The organism is Thioalkalivibrio versutus (genome assembly GCF_001999325.1).
GTDB classification, from domain to species: Bacteria; Pseudomonadota; Gammaproteobacteria; order Ectothiorhodospirales; family Ectothiorhodospiraceae; genus Thioalkalivibrio; species Thioalkalivibrio versutus.
The window spans coordinates 1-15056 of record NZ_MVAR01000009.1 but is presented as its reverse complement, the minus strand read 5'-3'; the positions used below and the strand labels follow the sequence as shown (position 1 = coordinate 15056).

Here is a 15056-nt window from a genome sequence, read left to right as displayed (position 1 = left end):
TCCGGTTCCGGTTCCGGTTCCTCAAGTGTCTCGGTCACGGCGTCGGGTTCAACGACCGCCGTTTCTTGCCCGGTCGGGTCAGGCAACACCGCATCCAGTTCGACCCAGTGTGCCTCCATGCCCCCGCCCCGGGTGCCAGCCAACTCCGGTGCGGCATCACGCATCACCCATAGCGAGCCCAGTATCCCGCCGTGCAGCGCGAAGCTCACGGCCACGCCCAGCGCCAACGCACGACGACTGCCGGAAGGGGATATGGAAAAACGGTGGGTCATGGATGAGCTAGCTCGCCGCAGGACACGAATGTATAGACGCCTTGACCGAAGAGAAGCTAACCCGCTCGCACATCGGCGCGTATGGGTCACGCATCTCCCGGAATCCGACTATCGCGGCTGGCCGGCGGATTGCCAAGTCACTGCCCACGAACAGAGCGCACCCTACCCTTAATGCGAATGGTTTGCAATACCAGTCGCATATGGCGCCATTCGCTCCGGATCGATACGCGGCAGCCCGGGTCAACTTTCCTCGGGTCCAAAACGATAAAACCCGCCCCGGCGGCGGCACCGGGGCGGGTCGAAAAAGGCGGCTAGGCCGGCGGTATCGCCGGCCAGGCGCGATCAGTGCTGGTGACCGCCCTCGCCGTGGGCGTGGCCGTGCTCCAGCTCTTCGGCCGAGGCCTCGCGGACTTCGACAATCTCGACGTCGAAGTTCAGGGTCTCGCCGGCCAGCGGATGGTTGCCATCGACCGTGGCGGTGTCGCCCTCGACCTTGGTCACGGTGACCGTCAGCGGGCCGTTCTCGGTCTGCGCCTGGAACTGCATCCCCGGCTCGACGGATTCGACGCCCTGGAAGGCCTCCATCGGGATCTCCTGAACCATGGCGTCGATCTTCTCGCCATAGCCTTCTTCCGGGGAGACCTTCGCCTGGACCTTGTCACCGGCGGCCTTGCCTTCCAGCTCCTTTTCCAGGCCCGGGACAATCTGGCCTTGTCCGTGCAGGTAGGCCAGCGGCTCGCGGCCTTCGGAGCTGTCGATCTTCTCGCCAGCATCGTTGGTCAGGGTGTAGTGGATGGCCACCACGGCGTTCTGCGCGACTTGCATGGGCTTTGCCCTCTTAATACATGAACTTTTAAGGGTAACGCGGAATATCGCTCCACGTCAGGTCCACCCGCCGGACACGCGGTTTCCGGCGGGTGGGTGTCCGCCAGGTCAGGCGGCCTTCTGCAATAGCAGTCGGTTCAACCGGGCGACGAAGCCGCTCGGGTCCTCCAGCTGCCCGCCCTCGGCCAGCAGGGACTGCTCGAACAGCAAGGAGGCCAGGTCGTTGAAGTCGTCGCCTTCCGCGGCCTTGAGGCGTGCGACCAGCGGATGGCCCGGGTTGACCTCCAGCACCGGCTTGCCGGAGAAGGTCTCCTGGCCCGCCTGTTTCAGCAGTTCCTGCAGATAGAGCGCCATCTCGTGCTCGCCAAGCACGATACAGGCCGGGGACTCCACCAACCGCCGCGAGGGCCGCACGCTCTCCACGCGGTCGCCCAGGGCCTGCTGCAGACGTTCCGGCAGATCGCCCAGGTCGCCCTCCGCGGCTTGTTCGCCGGTCTCGTCCTTCTGCTCGACGTCCTCGCCGATGATCTTGTCGAGGTCCAGGTCACCCTTGGCAACATTCTTGATGGGCTTGCCGTCGAACTCGCGCAGGTGGGACAGCAGCCACTCGTCGACCCGGTCCGACAGCAACAGGACCTCGATCCCGTGCTTGCGGAAGATCTCCAGGTGCGGGCTGTTGCGCGCGGCGGAGGCATTGTCGGCAGTGATCAGGTAGATCGCCTCCTGGCCCTCCTTCATGCGCTCGAGGTAATCCGCCAGCGCGACGTTCTGGGTGTCGTCGCTGTTATGGGTGCTGGCAAAGCGCAGCAACTTGGCGATCGCCTCCTGGTTGGCGAAATCCTCGCCCGGGCCCTCCTTCAGCACCCGCCCGAAGTTCTGCCAGATCTCGGCGTACGCCTCGGGCTCGTTCTTGGCGATGCTTTCCAGCAGCCCCAGGATCTTCTTCACCGAACCGGAGCGGATCGAGTCCACCAGGCGGTTGTCCTGCAGGATCTCGCGCGAGACGTTCAGCGGCAGGTCCGCCGAGTCCACCACCCCGCGCACGAAGCGCAGGTAGTTGGGCAGCAGCTTGTCCGCGTCGTCCATGATGAACACCCGCTTCACGTAGAGCTTTACACCGTGGCGGGCATCGCGATCCCAAAGGTCGAACGGCGCGCGCTTCGGGATGTAGAACAGCGTGGTGTATTCCTGCCGGCCCTCCACGTGGTTGTGGGTCCAGGCGGCCGGATCCTCGAAGTCGTGCGCGACGTGCTTGTAGAACTCCCGGTATTCCTCGTCGCTGATCTCGCTCTTCGAGCGAGTCCACAGCGCGCTGGCACGGTTCACGGTCTCCCAGTCGTCGGTAGGGTTGCCCTCCTCGTCCTGCTTGCGCATGCGGATCGGGAACGCCACATGGTCCGAGTAGCGCCCGATGATGTGGCGCAGACGCACGGGCTCGAGAAACTCGCCGGCGTCTTCCTTCAGCGTCAGGGTGATCTCGGTCCCGGCCTCGGTGCGCTCGCATGGGGTAATGGTGTATTCACCATCGCCACGCGACTCCCAGCGGGTACCCGCATCCTGTTCGCTGCCGGCGCGGCGCGTCTCCAGGCGCACGTGGTCGGCGACGATGAACGACGAGTAGAAACCCACGCCGAACTGACCAATCAGCTGGGAATCCTTTTTCTGGTCGCCAGTCAGCTTCTCGAGAAACGCCTTGGTACCCGAGCGTGCGATGGTGCCGATATGTTCGACCACCTCGTCCCGCGACATGCCGATGCCGTTGTCGCGCACCGTAACGGTCCGCGCCTCCGCATCCACCTCGACGTCAATCACCAGCTCCGCCGGCTGCGGGATCGCGTCCGGCTGGGCCAGGGCCTCGAAACGCAGCTTGTCACAGGCATCGGCGCCGTTGGAGATCAACTCACGCAGGAAGATCTCGCGATTGGAATAAAGCGAGTGGATCATCAGCTGCAGAAGCTGGCTGACCTCGGTCTCGAAGCGGCGAGTCTCGGTGCTGGGTTCGGTCTGGGTTTCGGTCATGGCGTGCGTGTCCCTTGATTGTTCTCGACACGTCGTAAGGTAGGGTCGCCTGCCCCGTTTTCAAGGACCGCGGCCTGGTAAAGTCCGCCCGCCCCTTCCGGATCCAGCAGTGCCCAGACCGGCGCGAGCAGCTCCGGAAGCTGCTCCTCCAGCTGCCACGGCGGACGCAGCACCAGCATCCCGGAGCCCGCCAGCCCGAGGTGGCGCTCCGGGTCGGCGGCGATACGCAACTCGCTGACCAGCCAGGGATCGTCCAGCTCGGCGCGTAACTGTTCGCGCATCGGGTGATCCGGCCGGCCTGCGAGAATGGGGTACCAGACCAGGATGATCCCGGTGTTCCAGCGCCGACGGATGGTGGTCACCATCTCCGCCACCTCGCGGTACTCCGACTGGCGCTCGTAGGACGGGTCCAGCAGGACCAGACCGCGGCGTGGCTCCGGCGGAAACAGCGCTCGCGCGGCCTCGCGCGCGTCACGCTTGTGCACATGGCAGCGGGAATCGCCGGCGAGGCGCGTCTGCAGCCGATCATAGGCCTCCGGATGGAGTTCGCACGCGATCAGGCGATCGCGTTCGCGCAACCGCGCCTGAATCAGCAACGGGGACCCCGGATATTCGGTAAGGCGCGGGGGCTTCGGCTGCATCCCCCGCAACGTCTGCAGGAACGTCCGGCCCGCAGATGGCCAGACCGGATCCGCAGACCACAGACGTGCGATACCGGAGGTGGCCTCGTCGGTCTTGCGTGCCCGCGCGCTGGTCAGGTCGTAGCCCCCGGCGCCGGCGTGCAGGTCCACGGCCACGAAGGGTTTCTCGCGCCCGCGCAGCGCTTCCAGCACCTGCCACAGGACCAGGTGCTTGTGGACGTCGGCAAAATTGCCGGCGTGGTAGTCATGTTGGTAGCTGAGCATGCGTCCCTCAAACAAAAAGCCACCGCGAGGGTACCCGCGGTGGCTCAAGAAGGGCAGCCCGGAAGGACCACCCTCGACCGTGTGAACGGCTTACTGGTTGACCGGCGAGTCCGGATCCAGAAGATACGCCATGACGTGCGCAATCTGTTCCTCGCTGAGGAAGTTGTTGCGTCCAAACCGCGGCATCTTGGTGCACGGGAAGTACTGGTGGGGGTTGGACACCACCTGGTGCACGTAATTCACCACCGAACTGTCATTACCGCGGGTGGCCCCGTAACCGGCCAGGCTCGGGCCCAGGGTGCCGTAAAGCTCCTCGGCCGGATCCATCTGATGGCAGGCGTAACAGTTACCGCCTGCCTCGCGGGTACCATGGTCATCGTTTCGATGACCGATACGGTAGCCATACCCGGAGCGCGCCAACTCGGCGCCACGGCGCCAGTTGCCCAGGCGCGGACCACCCGGCGGCGCCTCGTAGCTTTCTCGGGCCATGGCGATCACCTCGCCTGCGGTCCCGGAATCCGGATCGCCCTCGATCGAACAGGCGGCCTGAATGCCATCCTGCACCATGCGATCACGGGCCGACCCACCTTCCTGTGCCTCCTGCTCGAAACGATAACTGTCCGTTTCCAGCACGAGGTAATCTGCCAATTCGTCGGCGCTCATCGCCGTAATGTCGACCTCGCCACTGGTCTCGCCCATCCAGCCATCGCAACCCGCGATCAGCACCGTGGACGCCAGAACGGCCAAGCCCGCCCCAACTGTCTTGTTCCTAAGCATCCCTGATGTCTCCTCTTGCGTCGGCTATTGCCGCTTCTTGCCGATCATCGTGCCGGCGTCTTCCAGGCGTAGGCCCGGCTGCCTCCAGGCCCGATGGAGAACAGGTCCCGGATCAACGGCCCATGGCCGCAAAGTAGATAGACCCATGCGCGGGTCCGTCAGGAAAAACCACCGCGAGCCCTCCCGCGGTGGTTCCAAAAAAGGGCAGCCCCGGAAGGCTGCCCTAGAACCAGCGTGTGGCTTACTGGTTGTTGACCGGCGACTCCGGATCCAGCAGGTAAGCCATGATATGGCTGATCTGCTCGTCGCTCAGGAGCTGGTGACGGTCGGAGTTGAACCGCGGCATCTGGGTGCACGGGAAGTACTGGTGAGGATTGGAAATCACCTCGTGCACGTAGTTCAGCACCGCTTCGCTGGTACCACGGTTGGCCCCGTAGTTCTGCAGGCTCGGGCCGATGGTCCCCTGCTCGGAAACCCGCGGGTCGAACACGTGGCAGTTGTAGCAGTTGCCACCTGCCTCGCGCTGACCGTGGTTGTCCGTGTTGTGACCCTGGCGGTAGCCATAACCGGAGTTCGCCAGTTCGGCACCCTTGCGCCAGTCACCCAGCTCCACGCCGCCTTCCGGACGCTCGTAGCCGGCACGCGCCATGGCCACGACGCGGCCGGCGGTTTCGCCATCCGGATCGCCTTCCATGGAGCAGGCCTTCTGGAGCTCGTCCTGGGTCATGCGATCACGCCAGGAACCGCCTTCCTGCATCTCCTGGTCACGGAAGCTGTCCGTTTCGAAGATGAGATGCTCGGCCAGCTCGTCAGCGCTCATCGCGGTGATGTCGACATCCGAACCCTTGCTTCCATCGGCAACGGCGCAACCAGCGGCGAGGGCGACGGATGCGAACGCGGCCATGCCGGCCGCAACAGCATTCTTTTTAAACATACTTGGTGTCTCCTATTGCGTCCGTAGATTACCGCTTCAGGTCAGGCAGGATGGCCGGTTCGCCACGCGCCGCATCGTTCCAGAACGAGATCAGGGCGGTGTTGACCGGGGTATCGTGCTTGATACCTGCGTGACGCATCTGCCACACGCAACCACGGATACGGTGGTTCTGGCTACGCACGTTGTCGTGGCCGGCGCGGTGGGCGGGCCAGGAAATTGCCTTGGTCCATTCCTGACCATTGCGCATTTCGGGCAGCACGGAGGCACGGATCTGCTTGCCGGAATCGCCATGGCAGCTGGCGCAGTTGAAGTCCATCGCGCCACCGCGGCGGAAGAACAGCTTTTCGCCCGCATCGCGCATGGCCTGCTCTTCCGGGTGATCCAGCGGCGGATTCCACGCCATACCGGAGGACTGGTGGGCGATGTAGGTGGTCAGCTTCATGATGTCTGAGCCGTTGCCGTGACGCTGGCCGACGGCGGCGTCATCGCTGGTGAAGCCCTGCAGTTCCTTCATGCAGTGCACCAGGCGCATTTCGAAGTCCATCACCTTGCCGGTGTCTTCGAAGTAGCGCGGCAGCTCGACATAGGCGCCGTCCAGCTCGCCCGGCCCCTTGCCGAAGTCGCAGCCTTCCAGGGAGACATTGTTCGGGCCGCGCTGGGCGTAGAACAGGTCCTCGCCTTCCTCGACCAGCCACAGGGCCGGGTTGTCCGGCATCATCATGATGTTCATTTCACTCTGATGCAGGTAGGCGGAATCGGGGTTGTTCTGCAGCAGGTTCTGCAGGACATCATTGGGGTCTTGCCATTCGCCGGCCTGAGCCGCAGCCCCAACAGCCATTGCTACGGGCAACGCAAGCAATGCTTTCTTGAACATGGAAACCTCCATCACACGGGTTTTTTTCGATTGAGCCCGGGACTGATCTGGCCCGGACCTGTGTAGCAGAGTGCTGAACCCGAGTCCGCGCTGTCAACACAAAAGACTATATTAGCGTTTCCTAAAAGTCTGTTTTGCAACGATTCTTGGGGATCAACACCAAGGGGCAGACGATGATTACCCCTTTATTATTCCCGCCTTTCCAGAGTTTTTTTCAGGCGCCGTTCAGGCGCGCCCCGAGCGACAAACACCTGATGCCGCGGGCGAATACCCGGGGGCCATCACCAGCCCGAGAACGGCGGGCTAACGCGGCCTCCACGGAATAGCGGGCCAGAATGAGAAAAGCACCCGACGCAGGTACGAGTATGGGGAGGGATCGGCGAGCTGCGAACTAGCGGCCGCGGGGTCAATCGCGACCCAAAACACCCTCATGGACCAGCAGCAGGCGTTTCACCTGGGCCAGCTCGCCAACCTGATCGCCGGCGTAACCGCCGACATCGCTGGAGGTACGAAAACGCGAGGACACCACGCGGTGGCAGGGGATGAACAAGGGCCAGGGGTTGGCACGACAGGCCTGCCCCACCGCACGGGGCGCAGAACCCACGCAGGTCGCGATCTCGGAGTAAGTGCGCACCTCGCCCACCGGGATCTCCGACAAGGCGGCCCACACCCGGCGCGCATGGGCGCTGCCGGGGGGTACAGCCGACGTCGGGCGCCAGGCCGTGGCGTCACGACCGTAGCGTTCCGGGTCAAAGCGCGGCGCCTGGAGATCCGCGCTCGGGATATCCACCAACGGCACCAGGTCCTCGGGATCGTCCGGATCCTGCCAGTCGCAGGCCAGGACTTCGCCATCGGCGGATTCCAGCCACACAAAAGCCAGCGCGACTCCGGGGAGGAGGCAGCGCTGGCTGCGGGTCATCGGACCTGCCGACATCGAATGGTTAAACGCCAGGGGTGGCAGGGATTCGGCCATACGCCGAACCCCGTCCGGTCGCGTTACTTCGCGGCCTTGACGTCTTCCTTGATGCGGGCGGCCTTGCCGGTCCGGTCGCGCAGGTAGTACAGCTTGGAACGACGCACCTTGCCGCGGCGCTTCACCTTGATCTCGGCGATCTGCGGGCTGTGGGTCTGGAAGGTACGCTCCACGCCGTTGCCGTAGGAGACCTTGCGCAGGGTGAAGGCGGAGTTGAGGCCGCGGTTGCGCACGGCGATCACCGCGCCCTCGAAGGCCTGCAGACGCTCGCGGTCGCCTTCGCGAACCTTGACCTGCACCACCAAGGTATCGCCGGGCCCGAAGGCGGGCACATCCGACTTCATCTGCTCGGCTTCCAGTTCCTGAATGACGTTATTCATTGCTCGACCTCAATCATCGCTTTCGGTGCGCGAGCCGCCGGTATGGCCACTCGCACGGTATTCGTCCAACAGGGCCGCATCTTCGGCCCCGAGTTCCAGCCGGGCCAGCAGGTCCGGCCGCCGGGTCCAGGTCCTGCCCAGTGCCTCGCGGCGGCGCCAGCGCCGGATCGCGCCATGATCGCCCCCCTTCAGGACCGGCGGCACGGTACGCCCGGCGACCGTCTCCGGGCGCGTGTAGTGCGGGCAATCCAGAAGCCCCGCACTGAACGAGTCCTGCTCGGCCGAGTCCGCATGCCCCAGAACCCCCGGTAGCAGGCGGGCACAGCCATCGATCACCGCCATCGCCGCAAGTTCGCCGCCCGAGAGCACGAAGTCGCCTAGAGACCACTCCGCGTCGACCTGCGCCTCGATAAAGCGCTCGTCGATACCCTCGTAGCGCCCGCAGACCAGGGCGACCCGCGGCCGCCCGGCCAGTTCACGCAGCATCGCCTGCCGGATCGGTTGCCCCTGCGGGGTCAGTGCGATCACGTGCGGCGTGGCTTCGGCATCCGCCCGCGCCGCATTCAGCGCGGACGCCAGCGGCGCGTACTGCATCACCATGCCCGGACCCCCGCCATATGGCCGGTCGTCCACTGCCTGGTGAACACCGGCGCCCCAGGCACGCGGATTCCAGTATCTCAGTTCCAGCTGACCGCGCTCCACGGCCCGCCCGGTCACTCCGGATTCGCCAACCGCTGCGACCAGCTCCGGAAACAGCGAGATGACGTCGAAACGCATCCGCGCCGCTTCAGAATTCCGGGTCCCAGTCGACCCGCACGCGGCGGGCCTCCAGATCCACGTCCAGCACGTACTGGTCGCGAACCCAGGGGATCAGGCGTTCCCGATCCCCCTGGACTACCAGCACGTCGTTGGCACCGGTCTCGATAAAACCCGAGATGGTTCCCAACACCGCGCCGTCGTTGTTCTCGACCGCCATGCCCAGAAGATCGGCCCAGTAGTAGGCGCCATCCTCGGCCGGTGGCAACCAGGCCCGCTCGATCGCGAGTTCGGCACCAATCAACCGGTGCGCCCCATCGCGATCCGCGGCTTCGCGAAACTTCATCACGACGCCCTGGCCATGGCCGCGGCCGCCCTCGACGTCAACCAGGCGCCAATCACTCCCGTGCTGCATCCACAGCTGCGGGAATTCGGTGATCGCGGCGCGCGGCGCGGTCTCGGAAAAGACCCGCACCCAACCCTTGACGCCATAGACCCCGGACACACGCCCGACGCGGATACGCTCATCCGCCTCATTCATGACCGCAGCCAAGCGTCAGTACAACGGCCGGGCGCCCTCAGGCCGCCGCGGACTGCTGCTGCTTGCGGTAACCCTTGACCAGGTGATTCACACGCTCGGACATGCCGGCGCCGTGACCCAGCCAGTGGTCCACGCGCTCCAGATCGATGCGCAGCGGTTCTTCCTGACCGCGGGCCACCGGGTTGAAGAAACCGATCTGCTCCTTGTAGCCGCTATCGCGACGAGCGCGGGAATCGGTAACCACGATCGAATAAAACGGGCGCTTCTTGGCGCCGCGGCGTAGCAGGCGAATCGTAACCATGTAGTGTTGAACCCCGTGAGTCCGTTTTCTCGAGAAAACGCGCGATTATAACGAATTCGACCGACAACACAAGGGAGAGCTCAGGTCTCCCTTGTGCGCCAGGCCGCCGCTCGCGCGTGCTTTAGGTAGTTTCTGCTAGCGAAACGGCATCCCGCCGCCGGGGCCACCCATACCCCCCATGCCGCCCATTTTGCTCCCCAGGGCCCGCATCATCTTCGATGCGCCGCCCTTGGAGAATTTCTTCATCGCCTTGCTCATTTGGGTGTGTTGCTTGAGCAGACGATTCACATCCTGAATCTGGGTGCCGGAACCGGCGGCAATACGGCGCTTGCGCGAGCCCTTGATCACCTCCGGGTGACGGCGCTCGCGCTCGGTCATCGACGAGATCACCGCCATCATGCGACCGATCTCCTTGTCGTTGGCCTGATTCTTCACCGCATCCGGCAGCTTGCCGCCGCCGGGGAGCTTCTCGAGCATGGAACTCATGCCGCCCATCTTCTGCATCTGGCCCAGCTGGTCGCGCAGGTCGTTCAGGTCGAAGCCGCGCCCCTTCTTCAACTTGCGGGTCAGCTTCTCGGCCTGATCCTGGTCGACCTGGCGACTGGCCTCCTCGACCAGCGACAGCACGTCGCCCTTGCCGAGGATGCGCGAGGCGATGCGCTCGGGGTGGAACGGCTCCAGGGCATCCGGGCGCTCGCCCATGCCAATAAACTTGATCGGCACGCCGGTGATCTGGCGCACCGAGAGGGCCGCACCCCCACGGGCATCGCCGTCCGCCTTGGTCAGCACCACGCCGGTCAGCGGCAGCGCCTCGCCGAAGGCGCGTGCGGTGTTCGCCGCATCCTGCCCGGTCATGGAATCGACCACGAACAGGGTCTCGATCGGGTCGATCGCCTGATGCAGGGCCTGGACCTCGGCCATCATGTCCTCGTCGACATGCAGGCGGCCCGCGGTATCCACCAGCAGGACCTCGATGCCCTCGCGGCGGGCGCGGGCGACCGCATCCCTGGCGATCGCCTCGGGCTTCTGGCTGGTGTCACTGGGATAGAACGTGACTTCGACCTGGCCGGCCAGGGTCTCCAACTGCTGGATTGCCGCCGGGCGATAGACGTCACAGCTGACCACTGCGACCTTTTTCTTCTCGCGCTCGCGCAACAGGCGCGCGAGCTTGCCGATACTGGTGGTCTTGCCGGCACCCTGGAGGCCGGCCACCAGCACTACGGCGGGCGGCTGCTGCGCCAGGTTCAGCGTGGCATTCTCGCCACCCATGGTCGCGATCAGTTCGTCATGGACGACCTTGATCAGGGCCTGGCCGGGGGTCAGGCTGCCGATGACCTCCTTGCCCAGCGCCTTTTCCTTGACGTCCTTGATGAACTCGCGCACCACCGGCAGGGCCACGTCGGCCTCCAGCAGCGCCATGCGCACCTCGCGCAGGGCGTCCTGGACATTGTCCTCCGTGAGCCGCGCCTGACCCTTCAGGCGCTTCATGGTCTCCTGCAGGCGGCTGGAAAGGCCGTCGAACATCACGCGTCCTCGTCTAAATCAGCGGTGGTCGGCGCACATCCACCGACCACGGGACCGCACAGTATACCGCTCTCGCGCTCCGGGATGCAGGCCCACCGCCGGGCAACCGGTCGAGAGATCACAGCGGGGCACCCGAACTGGCGCCGGAACGGCCGCCACCATGTGCAATCCGCCCGCGGAGCGGCGATAATCCGGCGTCATGATCATTGCCATCGGACTCCTCGCCGTCGCGCTGTATCTCGTCACCGCGGGCTACCTGGTTGTCACCGCCCGCCGGCAGCCGCTGACACAGGGCCAGCCGCGGGGGCCCCTGGCCCTGTGGGGGCTCGCGCTGCTCGCCCACCTGGGCGCTCTGCTGCCGATGGTGCTGACCGATACGGGACTCAACCTGTGCCTGGGCAATGCGCTGTCGGCCTCGCTGTGGCTGGTGGCCGCACTGCTGTGGCTGACGAGCTGGCGCCATCCCCTGGCCATCCTCGGGGTCGTGATCCTGCCGCTGACCGCGCTGGCCGCCCTCACCGCTCTCCTGTGTGACGGCGATACGCGCTATACCACCTCGGCCGGGATCGACCTGCACATCCTGTTCTCGGCACTGGGCTGGGCGTTCCTCGCGCTGTCCACCGCACAGGCGGCGGTGATGGCCGCCCAGCACCGGGCCCTGCACAACCATCACGCCTCGGGCTTCGTGCGTGCCCTGCCGCCGTTGTTCTCGATGGAGGTGTGGCTGTTCCGGATGATCTTCATCGGCTGGCTGTTCCTCGGGCTCAGCCTGCTGTCCGGGTTGCTGTTCGTGGACAACCTGTTTGCCCAGCACCTGGTCCACAAGACCACACTGTCGATCCTGGCCTGGCTGATCTTCTCCACCCTGCTGATTGGCCGCTGGCGTCTCGGCTGGCGCGGCACCCGCGCGCTGGCCTGGACCACCGGCGGCTTTGTCGTGCTGGTGCTGGCCTATTTCGGCTCCAAGCTGGTGCTGGAAGTCATCCTCGGACGCATCTGAACGCGGTAACCACGGCTTGACACCCCCGCGGGCCTTGCCTGAAATGATCCCGAGCATGCAGCCCCGCCCGTCCGCCCACCCCTGACCGCAGGCCGCACCCTTGCAAGAGATCCCGCTGTACGTCCTGTTCGGCGCCCTGGTGGTGCTGTTCCTGCTGTCGGCGTTCTTCTCCGGCTCGGAGACGGCGTTGATGGCGTTGAACCGCTATCGCATGCGCCACCGCGCGCAGACCGGCCATCGCGGCGCCCAGCGCGCCGCGCGGCTGCTGGAGAAACCGGATCGACTGATCGGACTGATCCTGCTGGGCAATAATTTCGTCAACATCATGATCGCGCAGATCGCCACCTTCATCGGGTGGCGCCTGTTCGGCGATACCGGCGTGGCCATCGCCACCGGCGTGCTGACCCTGACCCTGCTGATCTTCGCCGAGACCGCACCGAAGACCCTCGCCGCGCTGCACAGCGAACGCGTGGCCTACCCCGCCGCCTGGGTCTACTCTGGACTGATCAGGGTGATGTGGCCGGTGGTCTGGATGATCAACCTGATGGCGAACGGCGTGCTGCGCCTATTTGGCGTCCATATGAATGCCGACCAGCGCGCCGCACTGAACACCGATGAACTCCGCAGCGTGGTCTCCGAGGCCGGCGCGCTGATCCCGGCCAACCACCAGCGCATGCTGCTGAACCTGCTGGATCTGGAGCGCACCACGGTCGAGGACATCATGATCCCGCGCAACGAGATTGTGGTGATCGACCTGAACGAACCCTGGAACGAGGTCGAGGACCAACTGATCCACGGCAGCTTCACCCGCCTGCCGGTGGTGGAGGGCGAGCTGGACCACATCGTCGGCTTCGTCCATCGCCGCGACGTCCTGCCACTGGTCGAACGTGACGCGTTCGGCCCCGACGACCTGCGTCAGGTCCTGACCCCGCCCTACTTCATTCCCGAAGGTACGGCGCTCAACCGCCAGCTGATCAACTTCCAGCAACAGAAGAAGCGGATCGGCCTGGTGGTGGACGAGTACGGTGATATCGAGGGGCTGATCACGCTGGAGGACCTGCTGGAGGAGATCGTCGGCGAGTTCACCACCGACTCCCCGGCGATGAGCGACGACCTCCTGCGTCAGGACGACGGCTCGGTCATGGTCGACGGCGGCATTCATCTGCGTGAACTGAACCGGGCCCTGGGCCTGGACCTGCCACAGGACGGCCCGAAGACCCTCAGCGGCCTGATCGTCGAACACCTGGAGAGCATCCCCGAAGCGCCCGTGAGCGTGAAAATCAACGGCGTGGTGATGGACATCGCCCAGATCAAGAACAACACCATCCGCACCGTGCGCGTGGTCGCGCCCGACCTGCCGGAAGCCCCACCGCAGAAGGCCCCCTGATGGCAAAGAGCAAGACCCAGTACGTATGCCAGTCCTGCGGCGCGATCAGCCCCAAGTGGGCCGGCCAGTGCGGCGACTGCGGCGCCTGGAACACCCTGGAGGAGGCCGCTCCGGCGGCCAGCGCCGGCCCGCGCGGCGGGTACGCCGGCGCGGTCGCCGGCATTACCCGCCTGGGCGAGGTCGAGCTGGCCGAGGTACCGCGCACCAGCACCGGGTTGTCGGAGCTGGATCGCGCCCTGGGGGGCGGCCTGGTCCACGGGTCGGTGGTGCTGCTGGGCGGCGACCCGGGCATCGGCAAGTCCACCCTGCTGCTGCAGACCCTGGCCATGCTGCCCATCGGCGACACGCTCTACGTGACCGGCGAGGAATCGGCCCAGCAGATCGGCATGCGCGCCCGGCGCCTGGGCCTGGAGGTCGACGGGCTGCGCCTGCTGACCGAGACCCAGGTCGAGAACGTGATCGCCACCTGCGAACGCGAGCGCCCGCGCGTACTGGTAATCGACTCCATCCAGACGCTCTACACCGCTGCGCTGCAGTCCGCCCCCGGCTCGGTCGGCCAGGTGCGCGAAAGCGCCGCGGCCCTGGTGCGCATGGCCAAGCAGCGCGGCATCACCGTGATCCTGGTCGGGCACGTGACCAAGGACGGCCAGCTCGCCGGGCCACGCGTGCTGGAACACATGGTCGATACGGTGCTCTATTTCGAGGGCGACCCGGACGGGCGCTATCGCATGCTGCGCGCGGTGAAGAACCGCTTCGGCGCGGTGAATGAGCTGGGCGTGTTCGCCATGCTGGAGAACGGCTTGAAGGCCGTCTCCAACCCGTCCGCGATCTTCCTGTCACGTCACCAGGGGCCGGTGCCCGGCAGCGTCGTCATGGTTACCCGCGAGGGCACGCGCCCGTTGCTGGTCGAGGTGCAGGCGCTGGTCGCCGAGAGCCATGCCTCGCAGCCGCGGCGGATCACCGTCGGGCTGGAGCAGAACCGCCTGACCATGCTCCTGGCCGTACTGCATCGCCACGGCGGCGTGGCCCTGTTCGACCAGGACGTCTTCATCAACGTGGTAGGCGGCGTGCGCGTAACCGAGACTGCCGCCGACCTGCCGATGCTGGCGGCCGCGCTCTCCAGCTTCCGTGATCGCGCCCTGCCGCAGGAGCTGCTGGCGTTCGGCGAGGTCGGCCTGGCCGGCGAGATCCGCCCGGTCCCGAACGGCGAGGAACGCCTGCGCGAAGCGGCCAAGCATGGCTACACCCGCGCCATCGCGCCGGCCGCCAACGCCCCGCGCAAGCCGATCAAGGGAATGGAGGTCATCCCCGTATCGCGCCTCTCGGAAGTCCTCGACGCCCTGTAGCGCCTGCCGCCCGTCAGGTGTTGGCCGGGCCGGGTTGGCCAACCGCGGTTACGATGCCTACGACCCGCTGCCTGCCCGGTTGTGGCTAGCCCTGGTTCGGCATCCAGTGTTTACGTGCCTTCGTCCGGCCGCCTGCCACGCGCTCTCTCGCGAGCGCACCGCGAGGTACTTTCTTGCTTGCCCAAGAAAGTACCCAAAGAAGGGCACCCGGATTCCGCCCGGGAACCTCGCTCCGGACGCGC

The 15056-nt window shown here is 65.7% G+C and carries 15 protein-coding genes and 1 pseudogene; 3 read left to right on the top strand and 13 right to left on the bottom strand.

Annotated features, from left to right (window positions below):
* The 13 genes and pseudogenes from B0684_RS13820 to ffh form a co-directional block, all read right to left on the bottom strand.
* Positions 1 to 272: pseudogene (locus B0684_RS13820) on the bottom strand (energy transducer TonB); the annotation flags it as partial.
* A gap of 342 nt (positions 273 to 614) precedes the next feature.
* The gene (locus B0684_RS03665) at positions 615 to 1097 is read right to left on the bottom strand and encodes an FKBP-type peptidyl-prolyl cis-trans isomerase (RefSeq protein WP_018169167.1); all 483 of its coding nucleotides are present in this window, start codon (positions 1095 to 1097) and stop codon (positions 615 to 617) included.
* 108 nt (positions 1098 to 1205) lie between these two features.
* A complete protein-coding gene (gene htpG, locus B0684_RS03660) occupies positions 1206 to 3116 on the bottom strand; it encodes a molecular chaperone HtpG (protein ID WP_018649676.1) in 1911 nt (636 codons plus the stop codon).
* The gene (locus B0684_RS03655) at positions 3113 to 4021 is read right to left on the bottom strand and encodes a 23S rRNA (adenine(2030)-N(6))-methyltransferase RlmJ (RefSeq protein ID WP_018649675.1); all 909 of its coding nucleotides are present in this window, start codon (positions 4019 to 4021) and stop codon (positions 3113 to 3115) included. The genes htpG and B0684_RS03655 overlap by 4 nt, the downstream gene beginning before the upstream one ends.
* Positions 4022 to 4111: 90 nt before the next feature.
* Complete coding sequence (gene soxX / locus B0684_RS03650; RefSeq protein WP_026313007.1) at positions 4112 to 4798, bottom strand: sulfur oxidation c-type cytochrome SoxX; 687 nt, start codon at positions 4796 to 4798, stop codon at positions 4112 to 4114.
* 241 nt (positions 4799 to 5039) lie between these two features.
* Complete coding sequence (gene soxX / locus B0684_RS03645) at positions 5040 to 5732, bottom strand: sulfur oxidation c-type cytochrome SoxX (RefSeq protein ID WP_018169170.1); 693 nt, start codon at positions 5730 to 5732, stop codon at positions 5040 to 5042.
* A gap of 28 nt (positions 5733 to 5760) precedes the next feature.
* A complete protein-coding gene (gene soxA / locus B0684_RS03640; RefSeq protein ID WP_018649673.1) occupies positions 5761 to 6570 on the bottom strand; it encodes a sulfur oxidation c-type cytochrome SoxA in 810 nt (269 codons plus the stop codon).
* Between the two features lie 442 nt (positions 6571 to 7012).
* A complete protein-coding gene (locus B0684_RS03635; protein ID WP_018649672.1) occupies positions 7013 to 7579 on the bottom strand; it encodes a methylated-DNA--[protein]-cysteine S-methyltransferase in 567 nt (188 codons plus the stop codon).
* A 23-nt stretch (positions 7580 to 7602) separates the two neighbouring features.
* Positions 7603 to 7959 carry a 50S ribosomal protein L19 gene (rplS, locus tag B0684_RS03630; protein ID WP_018145318.1) on the bottom strand — a complete coding sequence of 119 codons (357 nt, stop codon included), beginning with the start codon at positions 7957 to 7959 and terminating at the stop codon, positions 7603 to 7605.
* Between the two features lie 9 nt (positions 7960 to 7968).
* Positions 7969 to 8736: a tRNA (guanosine(37)-N1)-methyltransferase TrmD gene (trmD, locus tag B0684_RS03625; protein WP_018169173.1), complete on the bottom strand. Its 768-nt coding sequence runs from the start codon at positions 8734 to 8736 to the stop codon at positions 7969 to 7971.
* 10 nt (positions 8737 to 8746) lie between these two features.
* Positions 8747 to 9256 (bottom strand): ribosome maturation factor RimM, encoded by a 510-nt coding sequence (gene rimM, locus B0684_RS03620; protein ID WP_018169174.1) that lies wholly within the window; start codon positions 9254 to 9256, stop codon positions 8747 to 8749.
* Between the two features lie 37 nt (positions 9257 to 9293).
* The gene (rpsP, locus tag B0684_RS03615; RefSeq protein ID WP_018145315.1) at positions 9294 to 9557 is read right to left on the bottom strand and encodes a 30S ribosomal protein S16; all 264 of its coding nucleotides are present in this window, start codon (positions 9555 to 9557) and stop codon (positions 9294 to 9296) included.
* A 135-nt stretch (positions 9558 to 9692) separates the two neighbouring features.
* Positions 9693 to 11081 (bottom strand): signal recognition particle protein, encoded by a 1389-nt coding sequence (gene ffh, locus B0684_RS03610; RefSeq protein ID WP_018175870.1) that lies wholly within the window; start codon positions 11079 to 11081, stop codon positions 9693 to 9695.
* Between the two features lie 199 nt (positions 11082 to 11280).
* Between ffh and B0684_RS03605 the strand changes: the two genes are divergently transcribed.
* The 3 genes from B0684_RS03605 (at position 11281) to radA (ending at position 14814) form a co-directional block, all read left to right on the top strand.
* Positions 11281 to 12081: a cytochrome C assembly family protein gene (locus B0684_RS03605; RefSeq protein ID WP_018169176.1), complete on the top strand. Its 801-nt coding sequence runs from the start codon at positions 11281 to 11283 to the stop codon at positions 12079 to 12081.
* 100 nt (positions 12082 to 12181) lie between these two features.
* Positions 12182 to 13468 carry an HlyC/CorC family transporter gene (locus B0684_RS03600; protein ID WP_018169177.1) on the top strand — a complete coding sequence of 429 codons (1287 nt, stop codon included), beginning with the start codon at positions 12182 to 12184 and terminating at the stop codon, positions 13466 to 13468.
* Positions 13468 to 14814 carry a DNA repair protein RadA gene (gene radA / locus B0684_RS03595; RefSeq protein ID WP_018169178.1) on the top strand — a complete coding sequence of 449 codons (1347 nt, stop codon included), beginning with the start codon at positions 13468 to 13470 and terminating at the stop codon, positions 14812 to 14814. Before B0684_RS03600 ends, radA begins: the two co-directional genes overlap by 1 nt.
* Positions 14815 to 15056 lie beyond the last annotated feature (242 nt).

Bases quoted from the DNA above. Each gene is read 5' to 3' on its own strand.
- B0684_RS03665 (WP_018169167.1), bottom strand. From the start codon at position 1,097: ATGCAAGTCGCGCAGAACGCCGTGGTGGCCATCCACTACACCCTGACC.
- htpG (WP_018649676.1), bottom strand. From the start codon at position 3,116: ATGACCGAAACCCAGACCGAACCCAGCACCGAGACTCGCCGCTTCGAG.
- B0684_RS03655 (WP_018649675.1), bottom strand. From the start codon at position 4,021: ATGCTCAGCTACCAACATGACTACCACGCCGGCAATTTTGCCGACGTC.
- soxX (WP_026313007.1), bottom strand. From the start codon at position 4,798: ATGCTTAGGAACAAGACAGTTGGGGCGGGCTTGGCCGTTCTGGCGTCC.
- soxX (WP_018169170.1), bottom strand. From the start codon at position 5,732: ATGTTTAAAAAGAATGCTGTTGCGGCCGGCATGGCCGCGTTCGCATCC.
- soxA (WP_018649673.1), bottom strand. From the start codon at position 6,570: ATGGCTGTTGGGGCTGCGGCTCAGGCCGGCGAATGGCAAGACCCCAAT.
- B0684_RS03635 (WP_018649672.1), bottom strand. From the start codon at position 7,579: ATGGCCGAATCCCTGCCACCCCTGGCGTTTAACCATTCGATGTCGGCA.
- rplS (WP_018145318.1), bottom strand. From the start codon at position 7,959: ATGAATAACGTCATTCAGGAACTGGAAGCCGAGCAGATGAAGTCGGAT.
- trmD (WP_018169173.1), bottom strand. From the start codon at position 8,736: ATGCGTTTCGACGTCATCTCGCTGTTTCCGGAGCTGGTCGCAGCGGTT.
- rimM (WP_018169174.1), bottom strand. From the start codon at position 9,256: ATGAATGAGGCGGATGAGCGTATCCGCGTCGGGCGTGTGTCCGGGGTC.
- rpsP (WP_018145315.1), bottom strand. From the start codon at position 9,557: ATGGTTACGATTCGCCTGCTACGCCGCGGCGCCAAGAAGCGCCCGTTT.
- ffh (WP_018175870.1), bottom strand. From the start codon at position 11,081: ATGTTCGACGGCCTTTCCAGCCGCCTGCAGGAGACCATGAAGCGCCTG.
- B0684_RS03605 (WP_018169176.1), top strand. From the start codon at position 11,281: ATGATCATTGCCATCGGACTCCTCGCCGTCGCGCTGTATCTCGTCACC.
- radA (WP_018169178.1), top strand. From the start codon at position 13,468: ATGGCAAAGAGCAAGACCCAGTACGTATGCCAGTCCTGCGGCGCGATC.